20 protein-coding genes are annotated in these 18,246 nt (G+C 64.9%); all 20 read left to right on the forward strand.

Annotated features, from left to right (window positions below; translation table 11 throughout):
- Window positions 1–26: 26 nt before the first annotated feature.
- On the forward strand, window positions 27–959 hold the full coding sequence (locus RT513_RS05510; RefSeq protein WP_290687800.1) for an ABC transporter permease: 933 nt from the start codon (window positions 27–29) through the stop codon (window positions 957–959).
- Between the two features lie 9 nt (window positions 960–968).
- Window positions 969–1,790, forward strand: coding sequence for an ABC transporter permease (locus tag RT513_RS05515; RefSeq protein WP_035747025.1), 822 nt, complete (start codon window positions 969–971; stop codon window positions 1,788–1,790).
- A complete protein-coding gene (locus RT513_RS05520) occupies window positions 1,787–2,764 on the forward strand; it encodes an ABC transporter ATP-binding protein (RefSeq protein WP_290687804.1) in 978 nt (325 codons plus the stop codon). The genes RT513_RS05515 and RT513_RS05520 overlap by 4 nt, the downstream gene beginning before the upstream one ends.
- Window positions 2,757–3,758 (forward strand): ABC transporter ATP-binding protein, encoded by a 1,002-nt coding sequence (locus RT513_RS05525; protein ID WP_290687806.1) that lies wholly within the window; start codon window positions 2,757–2,759, stop codon window positions 3,756–3,758. The genes RT513_RS05520 and RT513_RS05525 overlap by 8 nt, the downstream gene beginning before the upstream one ends.
- A 1-nt stretch (window position 3,759) precedes the next feature.
- Complete coding sequence (locus RT513_RS05530) at window positions 3,760–5,286, forward strand: succinylglutamate desuccinylase/aspartoacylase family protein (RefSeq protein WP_290687808.1); 1,527 nt, start codon at window positions 3,760–3,762, stop codon at window positions 5,284–5,286.
- A gap of 154 nt (window positions 5,287–5,440) precedes the next feature.
- A complete protein-coding gene (locus RT513_RS05535) occupies window positions 5,441–7,243 on the forward strand; it encodes a methanol/ethanol family PQQ-dependent dehydrogenase (protein WP_290687810.1) in 1,803 nt (600 codons plus the stop codon).
- A gap of 151 nt (window positions 7,244–7,394) precedes the next feature.
- Window positions 7,395–7,916, forward strand: a complete 522-nt coding sequence (locus RT513_RS05540) for a c-type cytochrome, methanol metabolism-related (RefSeq protein WP_290687815.1) — start codon at window positions 7,395–7,397, stop codon at window positions 7,914–7,916.
- On the forward strand, window positions 7,916–8,740 hold the full coding sequence (locus RT513_RS05545; protein ID WP_088214074.1) for a substrate-binding domain-containing protein: 825 nt from the start codon (window positions 7,916–7,918) through the stop codon (window positions 8,738–8,740). The genes RT513_RS05540 and RT513_RS05545 overlap by 1 nt, the downstream gene beginning before the upstream one ends.
- A 123-nt stretch (window positions 8,741–8,863) precedes the next feature.
- A complete protein-coding gene (locus tag RT513_RS05550) occupies window positions 8,864–10,072 on the forward strand; it encodes an ABC transporter substrate-binding protein (RefSeq protein ID WP_290687818.1) in 1,209 nt (402 codons plus the stop codon).
- A gap of 10 nt (window positions 10,073–10,082) precedes the next feature.
- Window positions 10,083–11,051, forward strand: coding sequence for a YVTN family beta-propeller repeat protein (locus RT513_RS05555; protein ID WP_373447780.1), 969 nt, complete (start codon window positions 10,083–10,085; stop codon window positions 11,049–11,051).
- Window positions 11,052–11,065: 14 nt separating this feature from the next.
- Window positions 11,066–11,506 (forward strand): hypothetical protein, encoded by a 441-nt coding sequence (locus RT513_RS05560; RefSeq protein ID WP_088214071.1) that lies wholly within the window; start codon window positions 11,066–11,068, stop codon window positions 11,504–11,506.
- Window positions 11,507–11,532: 26 nt separating this feature from the next.
- Window positions 11,533–11,781 carry a PepSY domain-containing protein gene (locus RT513_RS05565; RefSeq protein ID WP_256947209.1) on the forward strand — a complete coding sequence of 83 codons (249 nt, stop codon included), beginning with the start codon at window positions 11,533–11,535 and terminating at the stop codon, window positions 11,779–11,781.
- A gap of 4 nt (window positions 11,782–11,785) precedes the next feature.
- Window positions 11,786–12,538 carry an ATP-binding cassette domain-containing protein gene (locus RT513_RS05570; RefSeq protein WP_290687820.1) on the forward strand — a complete coding sequence of 251 codons (753 nt, stop codon included), beginning with the start codon at window positions 11,786–11,788 and terminating at the stop codon, window positions 12,536–12,538.
- 61 nt (window positions 12,539–12,599) lie between these two features.
- Window positions 12,600–13,424 carry an ABC transporter permease gene (locus RT513_RS05575; RefSeq protein WP_256947224.1) on the forward strand — a complete coding sequence of 275 codons (825 nt, stop codon included), beginning with the start codon at window positions 12,600–12,602 and terminating at the stop codon, window positions 13,422–13,424.
- Complete coding sequence (locus RT513_RS05580; protein WP_290687822.1) at window positions 13,421–14,017, forward strand: hypothetical protein; 597 nt, start codon at window positions 13,421–13,423, stop codon at window positions 14,015–14,017. The genes RT513_RS05575 and RT513_RS05580 overlap by 4 nt, the downstream gene beginning before the upstream one ends.
- Complete coding sequence (locus RT513_RS05585; RefSeq protein ID WP_290687824.1) at window positions 14,014–15,531, forward strand: HAMP domain-containing sensor histidine kinase; 1,518 nt, start codon at window positions 14,014–14,016, stop codon at window positions 15,529–15,531. Before RT513_RS05580 ends, RT513_RS05585 begins: the two co-directional genes overlap by 4 nt.
- The gene (locus tag RT513_RS05590; RefSeq protein ID WP_088214066.1) at window positions 15,528–16,208 is read left to right on the forward strand and encodes a response regulator transcription factor; all 681 of its coding nucleotides are present in this window, start codon (window positions 15,528–15,530) and stop codon (window positions 16,206–16,208) included. The genes RT513_RS05585 and RT513_RS05590 overlap by 4 nt, the downstream gene beginning before the upstream one ends.
- Window positions 16,205–16,843: a hypothetical protein gene (locus RT513_RS05595; protein WP_290687827.1), complete on the forward strand. Its 639-nt coding sequence runs from the start codon at window positions 16,205–16,207 to the stop codon at window positions 16,841–16,843. The genes RT513_RS05590 and RT513_RS05595 overlap by 4 nt, the downstream gene beginning before the upstream one ends.
- 3 nt (window positions 16,844–16,846) lie before the next feature.
- A complete protein-coding gene (locus RT513_RS05600; protein ID WP_088214064.1) occupies window positions 16,847–17,188 on the forward strand; it encodes a hypothetical protein in 342 nt (113 codons plus the stop codon).
- A gap of 100 nt (window positions 17,189–17,288) precedes the next feature.
- Entirely contained in the window at window positions 17,289–18,245 is a 957-nt protein-coding gene (locus RT513_RS05605) for an NAD(P)-dependent oxidoreductase (protein ID WP_290687829.1), read from the forward strand.
- Window position 18,246 lies beyond the last annotated feature (1 nt).

An 18,246-nucleotide genomic window follows, 5' to 3' on the forward strand; every position in this document is an offset into this window, starting at 1 on the left:
CATCCCAGCCAGAGCAAGGACATGCCATGCTACCGGTGATCGGCAGGCGACTGCTGCAATCCCTCGTGACCATCTGCGCGGTGGTGACGCTCGTCTTCCTGCTGTTCAGCGTGATACCGGGGTCGTTCACCTCGGCACTTCTGGGCGACAAGACGGATGTGGATCCCCGCGTGCTGGAGCGTATCGAGACGCAGCTCGGGCTGAACCAGCCGGTGCATGAGCGTTTCGGAGGCTACGTGGCAGGGCTGGTCCGGGGTGATCTCGGCACGTCCTTCGCCACCCAGCGCCCGGTGACCGACGTTCTTGCGGGCCGGATCGGCGCGTCGCTTTCGCTCGCCGTGGCAGCGATCCTGTTTGCCGTGGCGGTGGGCCTGCCGCTCGGCTTCATCGCGGCTGTCCGGCAGGGCACATGGGTGGATACGCTGGCAATGACATTCGCGGTTTCCGGTCTGTCTGTTCCCGCCTTCTGGTTCGGGCTGCTGGCGATGTATTTCTTCTCGGTCCAACTCGGGCTGCTGCCGACCTTCGGTTATGGCAACGGCGCGTTCAGGAACCTCATCCTGCCTGCCGTGACGCTGGGGATCGCCCCGATGGCCCTGCTGGCCCGCACCACCCGCGCCGCCGTTCTGGAAACGATGAATGCCGATTTCATCCGCACCGCGCGCTCCAAGGGCAACCCGGAGCGGCGTGTGATCACACGCCACATGGCGCGGAATGCCTTCGTGCTGGTGCTCACCACCATCGGGCTGCAGTTCGGCTCCATGCTGGGCGGCTCGGTGGTTATCGAGAACCTGTTCGCCTGGCCGGGTATCGGGTCGCTTCTCACCCAGTCGGTCGCTGTGCGCGACATTCCTACGGTGCAGGGCTGTATCCTGCCCATCGTCGGCTTCTTCCTCGTCATCAACACGCTGGTCGATATCGCCTATCTGATGATCGACCCGCGCATCCGCTATCGCTGAGGGGCCGGGATGAAGCTGTCACCCAATCTGCTGATCGGCCTGACGATCTTTTTCATCGTGCTGATCCTCGCGGTTTTCGCGCCGATCATCGCGCCATTCGATCCGGTGGCGGACAGCAACCTCATGTTCTCCGAGGAGCCTCCCTCCGCCCGGTTCTGGTTCGGGACGGACGAGCAGGGGCGGGACATCTTCTCCCGCATCGTCTATGGCGCGCGCATTTCGCTGACCATCGGGTTGGCGGTCCAGCTCATGAACACGGTGATCGGGGTCTGTCTCGGCCTTTCCGCGGGCTATCTCGGCGGTTGGTGGGACGAGGTGGTCCAGGGGTTGACCAACCTCATGCTCTCCATCCCGACGGTGGTTTTCGCGCTCGCCCTGATGACCATCCTCGGGCCGGGGATCCTGTCGCTGCTGATCGCGCTCGGCCTGACGGACTGGGCCTATTCCTGCCGCATCTCCCGCGCACAGGTTCTCAGCCACAAGGGGCAGAACTATGTGCAGGCGGCACGCACGATGGGCTTCGGGCGCGGGCACATCATGTTCCGGGAGATCCTGCCGAATATCGCCGGGCCGCTCGTCGTCGTGGCGACCATGGGTATCGGCTCCGCAATCATGGCAGAGGCGGCGCTCTCCTTCCTCGGTCTCGGCGTGGTGCCGCCCGATCCGTCGTGGGGGTCCATGCTGTCGCGCGCACGGGAGCAGTTGATGACAACGCCCTGGGTCGCGATCTTTCCGGGTCTGGCGCTGTTCGTCACGGTTCTGGGGTTCAACCTGCTGGGGGATGGTCTGCGCGACCTGCTCGATCCGCATGGCAAGGCGCGCCGGGCATGAGCGGGCCGATCCTCGACGTAAGCGACCTTCGCCTCGCCCTCCGCGCGGACGGGGTGGAGTATCAGGCGGTCAATGGCGTGAGCTTCTCCATCGACCGGGGCGAGGTCTTCGGGTTGGTGGGGGAGTCCGGTTGCGGCAAGTCCATCTGCGCGCTGACCATCGCGGGCCTCCTCCGACCGCCGCTGCATGTCACGGGTGGCAGCGTGTCCTTTGACGGAGCCGATATCGCGCGGCTGTCGAACCGCAGCCTGCGTCAGCTTCGCGGCAATCGCGTCGCCATGATCTTTCAGGAACCGATGACCGCCCTGAACCCGCTGATGACCATCGGCGACCAGATCGGCGAGATGTTCGTGCTGCATGAGGGGCTGAGCGCGCGTGCGGCCCGCCGCCGGGCGGTGGAGGCGTTGGAGCAGGTTCAGGTGCCAAGCCCGGAGCGGCGCGTGCGCGACTATCCGCACCAGTTGTCCGGCGGGATGCGGCAGCGGGTGATGATCGCCATCGCTCTCGCCTGCAACCCCGACCTGCTGATCGCGGATGAGCCGACGACCGCGCTCGATGTGACGATCCAGGCAGAGATCGTGCAGCTCATCCTCGACCTCTGCCGGGAGCGGGGGACGGCGGTGCTGATGATCTCCCACGACCTTGGCCTCGTCGCACGGATCTGTGACCGGGTCGCCGTCATGTATGCGGGCGATCTCATCGAGCAGCGCCCCGCGCGGGAGGTGTTTCTGGACCCGCGCCATCCCTATACCCGCGGCCTGATCGCCTCGCTCCCCCGGATGGGGCGGCGTCTGGCGGAGGGGCAGCGTCCGCTGGCGGAGATACCGGGCATCGTGCCGCCGCTTTCCGAGCGGGTGGCGGCCTGCGGTTTCGCCCCGCGCTGCCCGCTCGCGACCGACCTCTGCCGGACGACGCCGCCCCCGGTGGAGCGGCTCGCGGAAGGCGGCCTCATCAGGTGTTACCATCATGACTGATCCCGCAACGCCCGAGAGCGACGAGGTTCTGCGCGTCTCGGGTCTCAAGGTGCATTATCCGGTCCGCGAAGGCTTCTCACATCGCCAGTTGAAGGCGGTGAATGGCCTCGACCTCACGCTCCGCGCGGGGGAATGCCTCGGGTTGGTGGGGGAGTCCGGTTGCGGCAAATCCACCCTCGCCGGGGCGATCATGGGGCTGACCCGGATCACCGAAGGCTCGGTCACCGTTGCGGGGCAGGATGTCGGCGAGGCGATGCGCGCCGACCCGCTGGCGCAGGCGCGGCGTGTGCAGATGGTGTTTCAGGATCCCTTCGCCTCGCTCAACCCGCGCAAGACCATCCGTCAGGCGCTGGCCGAGCCGTTGCGGCTTCACGGGCTTCGCGATGCGGCGGAAATCGAACACCGCGTCATCGCGATGCTGGACCGGGTCGGCATCAAGCCGGACGGGGCAGGGCGGCGCCCGCATGAATTCTCCGGCGGTCAGCGGCAGCGCATCTGCATCGCCCGCGCCCTGATCGTGGAGCCGCGGCTCCTTGTCTGCGATGAGCCTGTCTCTGCGCTCGACGTCTCCATCCGGGCGCAGATCATCAACCTGCTGCTGGAACTGAAGAACGAAACCGGCGTGGCGCTGCTGTTCATCTCCCACGATCTGGGGGTGGTGGAACACATGTCCGACCGGATCGCCGTCATGTATCTGGGCCGCATCGTGGAGGAGGGGCCCTGGTCGGACATCTTCACCCGTCCCGCGCATCCCTACACACAGGCGCTGATCGCCTCCATTCCCGATCCGCTGTCGCCCGCGTTTCTGGAAAACCGCATGACAGGAGAGGCGCCGTCCGCCCTTGCTCCGCCGCCGGGCTGCGCCTTCCATCCCCGCTGTCCGAGGGCGTTCGGGCCGTGCCGGACGGGAGAGATTCCCGCCTTCACCACAATTTCCGCACCGGGCAGCGACATGCATCGCGCGCGCTGTCACCTGCTTCACCAAGGATCATGAGATGAGCCAGCATCACCACGGAACCCTCATGCAGAACGTCGTCATCGTTCGTGTCGGCCACGATCCGGCCCGCCCGCATATGGGAACACTCTCCATCGGGGAATGGACGGTGCCCTGCGCCACGGGCCGCGGCGGGCTTCGCTGGCCGACCGAAAAGCGCGAGGGTGACGGCGCGACCCCGATCGGCCGCTTCCCGCTCCGCTACGGCATGTATGACCCGGAGGTTTTCGGGCCGGAAGTGCGGGGCCTCGCCTTTCCCTTCATCGAAAAGCCCGACACCTATTACTGGGAGGAGGATCCGGCCTCCCCGTTCTACAACCGGCTGGTGTTTGAGACCGATATCGCCCGCCCCAAGCGCCGGGGTCAGCGGTTGTTCGACCTCATCGTTCCCATCGGCTTCAACGATGCGGAAGTCCGGGCGGGGGGCGGTTCCGCCATCTTCTTCCACGCCGCACGGGAGGATTTCAGCGCCACGGCGGGCTGTGTCGTCATCGCGCATGACCAGCTTGCAGAGTTCGCCCGTCGCCTGCTGCCCGGCATGCATATCGACATCGCACCCGTCGATGCCGCGCCGCCTCACGACAGTGACGACGCCCGCGCGCTGGAGACTGTGACGTTCCACGGGCTGGAGCGGGGGCCGCGTGTGATCGTGACCGGGGCCGTTCACGGCAACGAGCCCTCCGGCCCCATGGCCATCCGCCGGTTGATAGAGGAGTTCCGCTCCGGCAGGCGCAGGCTGCTTCGCGGGCGGCTGACCTTCCTCCCGGTGACCAACCCTCTCGCCTTTGCCAGGAACACCCGGAGCGGAGATCGGAACCTGAACCGCCTGCTGGCCGAAAGCGCCATTCCGCAGGACAACGAGGACCGGGTGGCAAACGCCCTCTGCCCGCTGCTGCGCGACAACGATGTGCTGATCGACCTGCACAGCTTCGGGTCCGAGGGGGAGCCGTTCGCCTGCTTCGGGCCATCCAACAACGATGGCCCGCTGGAACCCTTCCGGCACGCTGCGGAGGAGGAGGCTCTGGCCGCCGCGCTCGGGTTGCCGCTGCTCGTGCACGGCTGGCTCCCGGCACATCAGAAGGCAATCGCGATGAAGGAGCGGGAGGGCGTCATTGGCCTTTCCCCTCTCACCGGCGTTGGCACGACGGAATATATGCGGGCGGTCGGCGGCTATGGCGTGACCGTCGAATGCGGGCAGCACCTGCAGGCGGACGGGCCGGCCATTGCCTATGACGTGACGGTCAACGGACTTGTCCATCTGGGTCTGATCGCTGGCCCTGCGGCGACCAGACCCCGCCCGCGCGTGATCGAGATCGCGGACGCCATCCTTGCGGAATCGCCGGCCGACCGCCTCTCTCGCCGCTTTGCCGCGGGCGAAGTGATCCGCGAGGGCGACGTGCTCGGCACGCGCGCCGACGGGCGCGCCATCGTTGCGCCCTACGACGGAGCGGTGATCTTCGCCTCGGTCACTGCGCCCGCCAACAGCGAGTTGTGCTTCCTCTGCCGCGACAGCAACCGGATCTCATGACCCTTCATACTTAGGGAGGAGACCGAGGAACTTATATTTTACTGGCCGCGTGGGGAGTTTTATAATAATTTCATAAGACGATAGCCTGATCGGAGGATGCCCATGCGGGCAGAGCAGGCAGTCAGCGGAATCGCACTCAAGGGAGGAGGTCGCGATGACTATGAAAATGGCAGGGCTGGCTTTGCTGCTCGCATCCGTGGGGATGCCGGCGCTTGCCAACGATTCCCTCATGCAGATCACCAAGGACCCGAAGCAATGGGGAACACAGCTCGGGAATTATGCCGGGATCCGGTATTCCGAGCTTGACCAGATCAACGCGAAGAACGTCAAGGATATGCGCGTCTCCTGGATGTTCTCCACCGGCGTGCTGAGGGGCCATGAAGGCTCCCCCCTTGTGATCGGCGATGTGATGTATGTGCACACGCCCTTCCCGAACATCGTCTATGCGCTCGACCTGAAGAACGAGGGCAAGATCCTCTGGCGCTATCACCCGGAACAGAACCCGGACGTGATCGGCGTGATGTGCTGCGATACGGTGTATCGCGGGCTCGCCTATGCGGACGGGATGATCTTCCTCAATCAGGCCGATACGACGCTCGTCGCTCTGGACGCCAAGACCGGCCAGGTGAAATGGAGCGTCAAGAACGGCGACCCCTCCAAGGGTGAGACCTCCACCGCCACCGTGCTGGTGGTCAAAGACAAGGTGCTGACCGGCATTTCGGGCGGCGAGTTCGGTGTGCGCGGCTCCATGACCGCCTATAACATCAAGGACGGATCGCTCGCCTGGCGCGCCTATTCCACCGGCCCGGATGCGGAAATGCTCGTGGACCCCGAGCACACGACGGTGCTGGGCAAGCCCATCGGCAAGGACAGCTCGCTCAAGTCGTGGGAAGGCGATCAGTGGAAGATCGGCGGCGGCACCACCTGGGGCTGGACGACCTATGATCCCGATCTGAACCTCATTTACTACGGCACCGGCAACCCCTCCACCTGGAACCCCTCGCAGCGGCCCGGTGACAACAAATGGTCGATGACCATCATGGCCCGCGACCCTGATACGGGCATGGCGAAATGGTTCTACCAGAAGACCCCGCATGACGAATGGGACTATGACGGGGTGAACGAGAACCTGCTGGTTGACAAGGAGATGGACGGCCAGATGCGCAAGCTGCTGGTCACCTTCGACCGGAACGGGTTTGCCTATACGCTCGATCGGGCCTCCGGCGAGCTGCTCGTGGCCGAAAAATACGATCCCGCCGTCAACTGGGCCACGAAAGTGGACATGGACAAGAATTCCGCGACCTATGGGCGCCCGCTCGTCGTCGCGGAATATTCGACCTCTCAGAACGGCGAGGATGTGAACACGACCGGCATCTGCCCGGCCGCGCTCGGGACGAAAGACCAGCAGCCCTCCGCCTATTCGCCCAAGACCGGTCTTTTCTATGTGCCGACCAACCACGTCTGCATGGATTACGAGCCCTTCCGGGTGAGCTATTCCGCAGGCCAGCCCTATGTCGGCGCCACGCTGTCGATGTATCCCGCGCCGAACAGCCATGGCGGCATGGGCAACTTCGTCGCCTGGGACGCGGTGCAGGGCAAGATCGTCTGGTCGCTGCCGGAGCAGTTCTCGGTCTGGTCCGGTGCTTTGGCGACGGCCGGCGACGTTGTCTTCTACGGTACGCTTGAGGGCTATCTGAAGGCCGTGGACGCCAAGACGGGTGAGGAGCTTTACAAGTTCAAGACGCCGTCCGGCATCATCGGCAACGTCTTCACCTATGAAAGCGCTGGCAAGCAGTATGTCGGTGTGCTTTCCGGCGTCGGGGGCTGGGCGGGTATCGGTCTTGCGGCCGGGCTGACCAATGCCAACGAAGGCCTGGGGGCGGTGGGCGGCTATGCTGCGCTGCACGACTACACCGTACTCGGCGGCCAGCTTACCGTGTTCGAGGTCCCGAACTAAAATCTGACAAACGTCAGTCGACGCCGCCGGATATCTTTCGGCGGCGTTGTCATGACCGTTTCGCGGCGAAACTTCATACCGAAACTAAAGTCTGATTCCGATGGGGAAGGCACTGCGGTAGCCTCGACCCAGCTCTTTGGGAGGAGAGATTATGCTGTCAGCAATGCGCCCCCTTGCGCTCGCCACGACCCTTGTCGCGTCCGTCATCAGCCTGCCTGTTATCGCTCAGGCTGCCCCGGACACCGCCGTCGCAGAATTTGATGGCACACGCTACAGAAACGCTGAAGGCAACCCGACCTTCAAGGTGGAGGACGGCGTCGTCGATTGGCCGACCTTCTCGGGCTATCGCCGGTATCACGCGGAATGTCACGTCTGCCACGGGCCGGATGGGGAGGGCTCGACCTATGCGCCCGCACTCAAGAATTCGGCCCTGAAGATGGATTACTACGATTTCGTCGGCACCATCGCCAGCGGTCGGCAGAAGGTGGGCAACACGGAAAACCAGGTGATGCCGGCTTTCGCGACGAACCCGAACGTCATGTGCTATGCCGACGATATCTATACCTACCTGCTCGCCCGCGGCACCGAGACGATCCCGCGTGGCCGTCCCGCCAAGCGCGAAGACAAGAGCGAAGGCTATGCCGCCGCCGAAAAAGCCTGCATGGAGCAGTAATGACCCGCTCCATGATAATCGGCCTGCTCTGCGCGGCGTTCTGCGGCGCGGGAGCGGCTGGCGCTCAGGTTGCCGACCTGGTGGACCGCGACAGCTTTCGGGTCTGCGCCGACCCGGCCAACAAGCCGCTCTCGGCGGAGGATGGCTCCGGTTTCGAGAACCGTATAGCGGCCCTGCTCGCGGAGCGCCTTGGTGTTCCCTTGCACTATACGTGGTTTCCGCAGGTCACCGGATTCGTGCGGAATACGTTGGGAGCCGGCAAGTGTGATGTGGTGATCGGCTTTGCGCAGGGCGATGATCTCGTGCTCAACACCAATCATTATTACACTTCCACACACGTCCTTGTGACCCGTGCGGACAGCGAACTCGCCGCCGTGGACAGCCTCTTCGATCCCCGTTTGAGAGGGCATCGGATCGGGGTGGTCGTAGGTGCCCCCGCCACCACCCATATCGCCCGCGCAGGGCTGATGAAGGACGCGGAGCCCTATGCGCTGATGGTGGACCGGCGGGTCGAGAACCCCGCGGGTCAGATGCTGGAGGACGTCAAGAGCGGCAAGACAGATGCCGCTGTCCTCTGGGGTCCGATCGGTGGTCCGCTTGCGAAGGGTGATCCTGCGCTCAAGGTCACGCCCCTGCTGAAAGATGAAGGGACGCCGCGACTTTTCTACCGGATCACCATGGGCGTTCGTGCCGGTGAGGATAACTGGAAGCGGGAGCTCAACAGCCTTATCCGCCGCAATCAGTCCGATATCGACGCGATCCTCAGGGACGCCGGTGTGCCGATTCTGGACGATTACGGCAAGGGCCTGAAGCCGGCAGGCTGAGGGACGGGCTATCATACAAAAGTATGGAAACCCCGCTAAGGCATTCTTATAATTTACTTATCATGAAAAATTGCTTTGCGGACCCCGTACTTTGCTGTCCGATAAGGGCGGGGAGGACTTGGGATGATACCTGAGCGTTGGACAGATGCCGCGCCGCTTGCGCGTACTCTGGCGCTATGTCTGGGCACCAGCCTGCTCTGCGCGACATCCGTCGCCGCACAGAGCGAATACCGTGCGGCTGTGCTCCGGGTCGATGCGCCGAAACCGTTGCCGATCTCGCGCCTTGACCTGCCGCCCCCGGACCTGGGGTTGGCCGGGGCGGCGCTGGCCACGTCCGACAACATGACGACCGGCAGCTTCATGAAGCAGACCTTTACCACGGAGACGGTCGTTGCCACGCCGGAGACGGCGGAGGCGGAGATGAAACGCCTGATCGCCGAGGGTATTCGATTCATCGTCACCATGGCCGACGAGGACATGACGCTGAAGCTGGCCGATGCGGCCGGAGACGGCGTTGTGGTCATCAACGCCTCGGCTACGGGCGACAGGCTCCGGGGCGCGGATTGCCGCGCGAACCTGCTCCACACCGCGCCTTCGGACGCGATGCTGACGGATGCATTGGCGCAGTTCCTTGCGTGGAAACGCTGGACGCGCTGGTTCCTGATCGAGGGCAGCCACCCAGAGGACAAGGCGCTTGCCGAATCCTACAAGCGCGCGGCGAAGAAATTCGGCGCACGCATCGTCGAGGAGCGCGTCTATGAGGATCGTGGCGGCGCGCGGCGGACGGATTCCGGCCAGGTGCCCGGTCAGCAGGAAATGCCCGCCTTCACCCAGCGCGCCGCGGAACATGACGTCGTCGTCGTCGCCGATCACAGTGGCTATTTCGCGGATTACCTGCCCTACCATACCTGGGAGCCGCGCCCGGTGACCGGGTCCGCCGGTCTTGAGCCGGAAAGCTGGTCGCCCGCGCATGAGGCCTGGGCCGGGATGCAGTTCCAGAGCCGGTTCGAGAAAATCTCCAACCGCCCCGCGCGCCCGGAGGATTATCAGGTCTGGATGGCGCTGAGAACGCTGGGAGAGGCCGCGACCCGCACCAAGTCCGAGGATTTTGCCACGCTGCGCGACTACATCGCCAGCGGGAAGATGGAGCTTGCAGCCTTCAAGGGCCAGAAGCTCACCTTCCGCGACTGGGACGGGCAGTTGCGCCAGCCCATCCTGCTGGTCGCAGGGCCGGTTGTGGCCACGGTCTCGCCGCAGGCGGAGTTCCTGCATCAGGTCAGCCAGCTCGACACGCTGGGGATCGACCGGCCAGAGACGCAATGCAAACGCTGAGGGGGGAATGATGACACGATTGGCCTTGCTGCTCTGCACAGCCGCGCTCGCCGGAGGGCCGGCTTTCGCGGACAAGATTTTCGTCTCCAATGAAAAGGGCAATTCGATCAGCGTGCTCGATGCCGACAGTCTGGAGGTCATCCATACCATAACGGGCATGCAACGCCCGCGCGGCATCACCGCAAGCCCGGATGGCAAGATCATCTATGTCTGCGCTTCCGACGATGATCTGGTGCGCGTCTATGACGCCACGACCTATGAGGAACTACCCTCGCTGCCCTCCGGGCCGGATCCGGAACTGTTCGTGCTGCACCCCTCCGGCAACCCGCTCTACATCGCCAATGAGGATGACAACATCGTCACCGTGGTCGATGTCCATACGCGGCAGGTGCTGGCGGAGGTTCCGGTCGGCGTCGAGCCGGAGGGTATGGGCGTATCGCCGGATGGCAAGACGGTGGTCAACACCTCCGAAACCACCAACATGGCGCATTTCATCAACACCGAAACGTTCGAGATTTATGAGAACGTGCTGGTGGACAGCCGTCCGCGTTTCGCACAGTTCAATTCGGATGGCTCGATGCTCTACGTCACCGCAGAGATCGGCGGCACGGTAAGCGTCATTGACCCGGCGAAGTCGGAGGTTGTCCATACGATCACCTTCGCCGTGCCGGGCGTGCTGCCGGAAGCCCTGCAACCCGTCGGCCTGCGCCTCACCCCAGACGACAAGACCATCTTCGTCGCTCTTGGCCCCGCCAACCGGGTGGCGGTGGTGAACGGTGAGACATGGGAGGTGGAGGACTATCTGCTGGTCGGTCAACGGGTCTGGCAGCTTGGGTTCTCGCCCGACCACAAATGGCTCTACAGCACGAACGGTAATTCCAACGACATCTCGGTCATCGATGTCGCCAACCGCAAGGTGGTGAAATCGGTGCAGGTGGGCGAACAGCCCTGGGGTGTCGTGGCAGTCAAATCTGAGTAGTAAGGGAGGATGCAATGAAACAATGGATCGCCGGTGCGGCGCTCATCGCTGCGGTGCTCGGGGCGCCCGTCGCAGCGCAGCAGTTCGACTATGGTTTCGCCGGCCTGATGGGCAAGGCCAACCGGTCGCAGCTTCCCGATCTGACGCTGGCCGCGGGCAAACCGGTGGCCGAGGGGCCGATCGAACTGAAATCGGGCGGCTACTACAAGATGAAGATCAACGCCGACGGATCGCAGGAATTGGCGCTGTCGGGAGGAGATTTCTTCCGCGCGATCTGGATCAACGAGATCGTCATCAACGGCATCGAAATTCGGCCGATGGGCGTTCATTCCATCGAGTTCGACAAGGCGGGCACTGCGGAAGTGTCCTTCATCGCGGTGCTTCCGGGCAAGTACGAACTGCATATTCCGGGATCGACCGGAGAGTCGCAAAAAGCCGTATTTACTATTCGCTGAGTTTTTTTTGAGGGAGGAGTATGACAATGAAACCTATCCTGATTGCAGCCGGCATCCTGATGATGGCGGGCCCCGCGCTGGCCGATGACAAGGCGACGCCGGAGCAGCTCACCCGCATCGACGAGGTATTGAAGTCGATGAGCTGTGAGGTGGATCATGACAACGTCGAGGTGGAAAACGGGATCTTCGATCTCGACGACGTCATGTGCGCGGACGGGCAGTATGACATCAAGCTCGACGCGTCCTACAACGTGACGAACCGCCGGAAGGAGTAAGGGTGTGGGCGGCAGGGTGCAAAGTGGCGCGACCGGCCTGCCGCCCGCGCTTTCCATCCGGGGGGTAAGCCATCGCTTCGGCAGAGTGGTCGCGCTGGAGGATGTGAGCTTTACCGTGCCCCGTGGGAGTTTCACGGCCCTTCTGGGGGTGAACGGCGCGGGAAAGACCACGCTTTTCTCGCTTATAACAAGGCTTTACGATTCAAACTCCGGCGTGATCGAAGTGGCTGGCCATGATGCGCGCCGCGATGCGGGAGAGGCGCTGGCGCGGCTGGGCGTGGTGTTTCAGAGCCGGGCGCTCGACCTTGATCTGACGCTGCGGCAAAACCTCACCTATCACGCCGCTTTGCACGGGATGGGCGGGAAGACCGCTGCGGCGCGGATCGCCGATGTGTTGCGCCTTGTCGTTCTGCAGGACAAGGAGGGGCAGCGGGCGGGCACACTCTCGGGAGGTCAGCAGCGACGGGCGGAAATCGCGCGTGCGCTGCTGCACGGGCCCGAGCTGCTGCTTCTGGATGAGGCGACGGCGGGGCTGGATGTCCGCTCCCGCGCGGAGGTTCTCGCGCTGGTGCGGCGGCTGATCCGGGAGGAGGGGGTTTCGACCCTGTGGGCCACCCATGTGTTCGAGGAGATCGCGCCGGAGGATCACGTGGTCATTCTCCACAAGGGGCGCGTGCTGGCCGACGGTCTTGCAGGGCGTATCGGCGAGGGCGGGCTGACACCGGCGTTCCTTGCCCTCACGGGAGAGACGGCGTGAACGCCAACCAAGGATCAGCGGCATGACCACGGTTGAGGAGCGCCATGCCCCATCGCGGCGGATGCGGAGACCGCGCCTTCTCCGCCCCGGTTCGGGCGTCGCTTTCCGTGGTATCGCGCGGCGGGAGTTCCTGCGCTTCTTCCATCAACGCGAGCGGTTCTTTGCCGCGCTGGTGCGCCCGCTGGTCTGGCTGTTCATCTTTGCGGCGGGCTTCCGGTCGGTGCTCGGGCTCTCCATCACGCCGCCCTACCAGACCTATGTTCTTTATGAGGAATACGTCACGCCGGGTCTTTGCGGAATGATCCTTCTGTTCGCCGGGATGCAGTCGTCGCTTTCCATGGTGTATGACCGGGAAACGGGGGCGATGCGGACGCTGCTGGTCAGCCCCTATCCGCGGTGGTTCCTGCTCGGATCGAAACTTTTCGCCTCGGTCCTTGTGGCGACGCTTCAGGTCTATGCCTTTCTGCTCATTGCCTGGTTCTGGGGGATCGAACCGCCGGTGTGGGGTTATGTCGCGGTGTTTCCCGCGCTGATCCTTGCAGGTCTGATGCTGGGATCTCTGGGGTTGCTCATCTCATCCACCATCCGGCAGTTGGAGAATTTCGCGGGTGTGATGAACTTCGTTATCTTCCCCATGTTCTTCGCTTCGACCGCGCTTTACCCGCTTTGGCGGATGCGGGATGCGAGTGTTCTGCTGCACGATATCTGCGCGCTGAACCCGTTCAGCCATGCCGTCGAACTGATCCGATTTGCGCTTTACGGCCGGTTCGACCCGCTGTCTTTCTGGGTGGTGCTGGGCTGCTTCGCGGCGTTCTTCGGCGCGACCGTTTTCATGTATGATCCGGCCAAAGGTCTTTGGCGTGGCCGGGGAAAGGGGGGAGCATGATCCGCTGGATCGCCACCGTCATCTGTCTTGCGGGCACGCCCGCGCTGGCCGCGGGACCGGTGGACCCGGATTGGCCTTGCATCCAGCGCCGGGTGCCGCATCTGTCGCTCGGCCAGGTCTGGTCCGGCCCGGTGCCGGATGCCGCGGCGACGGAACGGTCACAGAGCGCGGAGATCCGGGATCTCGCCCGGGTCATTTCTTTGCGCCGGACCGATCTGAAGGAGGCAGGCGAGGCGATAGACAGCTTTGCCCCGGGCCGCTCGGCGACGGATTTGACGGCACTCATGGTGGCCACGTTCCGGGATATCGACACCACGCGGGACCGTGTGATGAGCGGTATCACCCGCTATGCCCACAAGCAGGAGGATCTGGATCGCGAGATCAACGCCCGGCGCAATGAGTTCGACACCGTAAATGCCGCGGAACCCAAGGATTTCGACCGGCTCGACGCGCTGGAGACCCAGATCGACTGGGCGACGCGGGTTTTTCGTGACCGGCAGCAATCCCTGACCTATGTCTGTGAGACGCCTGTCATCCTCGAGCAGCGGGCCTTTGCGCTCGGCCGACTCATCGCGGCCCACCTGCCGGAGTGAAACGCCTGCCGCGCCGTTACCGACTCAACCTGTCTTCGCGGTTGGCGCTTGCTGCTGCAACGCTCGCACTGCTCACTGTCGCCGCGGCGGGGGTCGCGCTCTATGGTCTGGACCGGACGGCGCGGCTTGCGGCGGAGGCCATGGCGGCACAGCGGCGACTTGAGGCCTATGCGACCTATTCCGGCCGGGTGAACGAGTGGACGCTGTCGTTGATATCCGGCGCTCCGGCCGGTGATGCGGGGGTCATCGCCTCGCTCGATGCGCTTGACCGGCTGACGGAGGAGGACATCGCGGCGGCGCAATCGGAGGCCGAAGCCGCGGAGCGGACGCAGGGCCATGTGCCCGCGCGGCTCCGTGCGCAATTCGGACAGTTGTCGCGGAGCATGACGTCATCTGCCAGCGGTGCGGCCAGCGTAACGGCGGCCCAGCTTTACGCGGCCTCGGCCCCCGCGATCATCGGCCAGCAGATCGTGCGGGAGGCGGAGCGTCGCGACGAGGCCCTCACCCAGATGGAGGCCGCACGGCGGGGGATGCGGCGGGCCGCCATCGCCATCGGCATCGCGGCCCCTCTGGTGCTCGGTGTGCTTTATCTCGCCATCCTCCGGCCGCTGTTCAGTCGGCTGCAGAGCGCCAGCCGCGCGGCGGAGCGGCTGGTGGCCGGCGGGGCGGTCGGCGAAGGTTACGGCCATGACGAGCTGGGCCTGCTGTTCGCGCGGCTTCGGCAGATGGCCGCGCGGCTTGACCGGCGGCGCGGCGCCCTCCTGCGCGACCGGGAGCGGCTTGGCCAGCTGGTGGAGGAACGGACGGCCGAGCTTTCCCGCGCCAATGAGCGGCTTGAGGCGGCTGACCGGCAGCGCCGGCGTTTCTTTACCGACGTGAGCCATGAGCTGCGCACGCCGCTCACCGTCATTCTGGGGGAGGCGGAACTGGGCGCGCAGCGGGGCGATGCGGAGACCCGCGCCGCCTTTGCCACGATAGAAGCCCGGGCGTTGCGTCTTTTCCGCCGGATCGAGGATCTGCTTCGGATCGCGCGTTCGGAGAGCGGTCAGCTTGAGCTGCGACAGGAGCAGGTTGATCTGTCTCGCGTGGTGGCGATGGCTGTTGCCGATCTTCAGCCTCTGGCGCAACGGGGAGGGTTGGCGATCGTCACCGATGTCCCGTCCCTTGTCGTTACCGCCGACCCGGATTGGCTGCGGCAGGTCATCTCCGGCATCGTGGAAAACGCTGTGAAATATGCCGGACGTGGGGCGACGCTGACGATCCGCGGGGCGGAGGCGGGGCAGATGGCGGCGCTCACCCTGACCGACGACGGGCCCGGTATGCCGCCACAGATGCGGGCGCACCTTTTTGACCGTTTCGCGCGCGCGGGCGAAGCGCCCGGCTTCGGTGTGGGGCTTGCACTTGCAGCCTGGGTGGCAGAGGCTCAGGGCGGCGGGCTCGAACTCCTGCCCGCGACGGAGGAGCAAGGGACGCGTCTCTGCCTGACCCTGCCGCTCTGGAAGGAGGAGACATGACGCGCATCCTGATCGTCGAGGACGATGCCGATATCGCTTCGCTGCTGGCGCGCGGGCTGGGCGCCGCGGGTCATGCCACCGACTGGGCGGAAACGCCGGAGGCCGCGATGGACAGGCTCGGTGGGGCGGATTACGACGCGGCGATCATCGACATGATGCTCGGCCATGACAGCGGTGCCGCGCTGCTGAGCGACATGCGGGCGCGCGGTCACCGGCTGCCAGCCATCATGCTCTCTGCACTTTCGCGTGTGGAAGAGCGGGCGGAAGGGCTGTCCGCCGGCGCGCAGGATTACGTGGTGAAGCCGTTCCAGATGAGTGAGCTGCTGGCGCGGCTGGAAGTGCAGCTTGTCCGGGCCGCGCCGCGGGTGGAGCCGATGCGCCTCGCGGGACTGTCCTATGACGGTGCCACGCGCACCGTGACCGGGGCTGCCCGCTCCGTGCTGCTGACGGAGCGGGAGGGGGAGTTGCTGGCCTATCTGCTGGCCCGCCCCGGCGACGTGCTGAAAAGGGCGGAGATCTTCGACGCGCTCTGGGCGCCGTTGGGCGGTTCGACGGAGAATGTCGTGGATGTCTATCTGGGATATCTGAGACGAAAACTGGGAAATTTCACCGAATACGGACTCGCGCTTCGGACGATGCGGGGGCGGGGATTCGTGCTGACGCTGGAGGATGAATGAGGCTCTGTCTCGTGCAAACAATCGCCCGTATGGTTGCCGGCGCCGTTGCCGCAGCCGTTCTTTCGTTGCCATTGCAGGCTGGCGTCCTGTCGGATGCCGTCATGGCGCCGGGAGGCTTCGCGGGGGCACAGAGTGGTGTGTTGCTCAACTACAGCCACAGCCGGACCCTGCCGCCGAGCGCGCCGAAGAACAACCTGACCGACACGCATGTCTGGCTGCAGTCCGATCCGGGGGAGCATGGCCCCGTGCTGTCGCTGTTCGAAGAGAGGGACGGCAAGACCCGGCCCATCGCGGCCTTTCCGGCGCAGGGAGCGAACCCGGTGCTGCTCTACTATCTGGAAGGCGTGGTGCATGCGATGGCTGAGGCGACGGGAGGCAGTCCCTTCTATATCCGCAACCGGATACGGGACGCGCTGGTCGCGGCCCCTGCGGGAGAGGTCGTGGATGGTCGCGTCACCGCCGTCGTCACTCCTTTCGCCAGCGACCCCAACCGCGCGCATATGGGCAGCTTCGGGGATCTGACGCTGACCATCACCTATCCGAGCGATGCGCCGACGCGGCTTCTCAGCCTTTCGGCGGATACACCGGATGGGGATGAGGGTTATCATGACACGATGCATCTCATGGGGGAGTGACAGATGCGCCCGTCCTTTATTCTCGCGCCGCTCGCGCTGGCTTTGACGGCCGGAGCGGCGCCGGTCGTGAATGATTACCCGACCAATGCCCGGGCGGAGTATGTCTTCGCCTGCATGGCAACGAACGGTCAGACGCAGGTAGCGCTGGAGAAGTGCTCCTGCTCCATCGACGAGATTGCCCAGATCGTTCCCTATGACCGTTATGTGGAGGCGGAAACCGTGTTGCGCATGCGTCAGACCACGGGGGAGCGTGCCGCGGTGTTTCGCGGCAATGCACCGACGACCTCGCTTGTGGCAGAGTTGCGACGGGCGCAGGCCGAGGCGGAGATGACCTGCTTCAACTGACCGCACGCCCTCTTGCCATTCGCGCCGCTCTCCGGGAAAGGAGGGTGGCCGCGCCGGTCACCCGCGCTGGCCTAGCGAAACCTTGAGCGGGATATTCCCCATGAAATGCCTGATCCTTCAGCCGATCCACGCCGCGGGCCAACGCCTTCTTGTGGAGGAGGGCATCACGCCGGTTCTTGCGCCGGACACCCGGCTGGCGACGATCCTGCCGCTCATCTCCGATTGCGATGCCGTCATTACCCGTGACCATGGCCTGTCGGCGGCGGCGTTCGCGGGCGGGCAGCGGCTTCGCGTGGTTGTCGTCCACGGCACGGGACATGACGCGGTAGACAAGGCGGCAGCGGCGGCGCAATCCGTTCTGGTCTGCAATACGCCGGGCGAAAATGCGCGCTCCGTATCGGAACTGGCGCTTGGCCTGCTGCTCGCGGCGGCGCGGCGCATCCCGGCGGCGGATCGCTCCGAGCGGGCCGGGGTGACAGGTTTCCGGGAGTCCGCGTCGTTCAGCGAACTGTCCGGCAAGACTGCGCTGATCGTCGGCTGGGGGGCGATCGGTAGCGGGCTCGGGCAGATGCTGGCCACGGCCTTCGGGATGCGGGTGATGGTCTATTCGCCGCGCGGGGATGTTCAGCCTCCGTTCGAACGGGTGGAGCGGCTGGAGGATGCGCTGCCGCTTGCGGATGCCATCTCGCTGCACACGCCCCTTCGCCCGGAGACGCGGCATCTGATGAATGCGGAGCGGCTGGCGCTGGTGAAGTCCGGCGCGATTCTTGTGAACACGGGGCGGGCGGGGCTGGTAGATGAGGTGGCGCTGACGGCGGCGCTGGCCTCCGGGCACCTTGGTGCGGCGGCGCTTGACGTCTATGAGCATGGCGCGCCGACCGGACCTCTTGCGGCCTTTCCGAACGTCATCTTCACCCCGCATCTGGGTGCGACGACGGAGGAGGCGCTGCGGCGCGTCGCGGAAGGCGCCGCCCGCCATGTGATCACAGCGCTTCGGGGCAAGCGTCCTGCCACCGCCCTGAACCCGGAAGTCTGGCTGGACGTGCCGGCAGAGTGAG

Source organism: Haematobacter sp. (assembly GCF_032102465.1).
GTDB lineage: Bacteria > Pseudomonadota > Alphaproteobacteria > Rhodobacterales > Rhodobacteraceae > Haematobacter.

Bases quoted from the DNA above. Each gene is read 5' to 3' on its own strand.
- RT513_RS05605 (WP_290687829.1), top strand. From the start codon at position 17,289: ATGAAATGCCTGATCCTTCAGCCGATCCACGCCGCGGGCCAACGCCTT.
- RT513_RS05575 (WP_256947224.1), top strand. From the start codon at position 12,600: ATGCGGAGACCGCGCCTTCTCCGCCCCGGTTCGGGCGTCGCTTTCCGT.
- RT513_RS05525 (WP_290687806.1), top strand. From the start codon at position 2,757: ATGACTGATCCCGCAACGCCCGAGAGCGACGAGGTTCTGCGCGTCTCG.
- RT513_RS05600 (WP_088214064.1), top strand. From the start codon at position 16,847: ATGCGCCCGTCCTTTATTCTCGCGCCGCTCGCGCTGGCTTTGACGGCC.
- RT513_RS05590 (WP_088214066.1), top strand. From the start codon at position 15,528: ATGACGCGCATCCTGATCGTCGAGGACGATGCCGATATCGCTTCGCTG.
- RT513_RS05545 (WP_088214074.1), top strand. From the start codon at position 7,916: ATGACCCGCTCCATGATAATCGGCCTGCTCTGCGCGGCGTTCTGCGGC.
- RT513_RS05530 (WP_290687808.1), top strand. From the start codon at position 3,760: ATGAGCCAGCATCACCACGGAACCCTCATGCAGAACGTCGTCATCGTT.
- RT513_RS05520 (WP_290687804.1), top strand. From the start codon at position 1,787: ATGAGCGGGCCGATCCTCGACGTAAGCGACCTTCGCCTCGCCCTCCGC.
- RT513_RS05515 (WP_035747025.1), top strand. From the start codon at position 969: ATGAAGCTGTCACCCAATCTGCTGATCGGCCTGACGATCTTTTTCATC.
- RT513_RS05555 (WP_373447780.1), top strand. From the start codon at position 10,083: ATGACACGATTGGCCTTGCTGCTCTGCACAGCCGCGCTCGCCGGAGGG.
- RT513_RS05550 (WP_290687818.1), top strand. From the start codon at position 8,864: ATGATACCTGAGCGTTGGACAGATGCCGCGCCGCTTGCGCGTACTCTG.
- RT513_RS05535 (WP_290687810.1), top strand. From the start codon at position 5,441: ATGACTATGAAAATGGCAGGGCTGGCTTTGCTGCTCGCATCCGTGGGG.
- RT513_RS05510 (WP_290687800.1), top strand. From the start codon at position 27: ATGCTACCGGTGATCGGCAGGCGACTGCTGCAATCCCTCGTGACCATC.
- RT513_RS05560 (WP_088214071.1), top strand. From the start codon at position 11,066: ATGAAACAATGGATCGCCGGTGCGGCGCTCATCGCTGCGGTGCTCGGG.
- RT513_RS05580 (WP_290687822.1), top strand. From the start codon at position 13,421: ATGATCCGCTGGATCGCCACCGTCATCTGTCTTGCGGGCACGCCCGCG.
- RT513_RS05540 (WP_290687815.1), top strand. From the start codon at position 7,395: ATGCTGTCAGCAATGCGCCCCCTTGCGCTCGCCACGACCCTTGTCGCG.
- RT513_RS05595 (WP_290687827.1), top strand. From the start codon at position 16,205: ATGAGGCTCTGTCTCGTGCAAACAATCGCCCGTATGGTTGCCGGCGCC.
- RT513_RS05565 (WP_256947209.1), top strand. From the start codon at position 11,533: ATGAAACCTATCCTGATTGCAGCCGGCATCCTGATGATGGCGGGCCCC.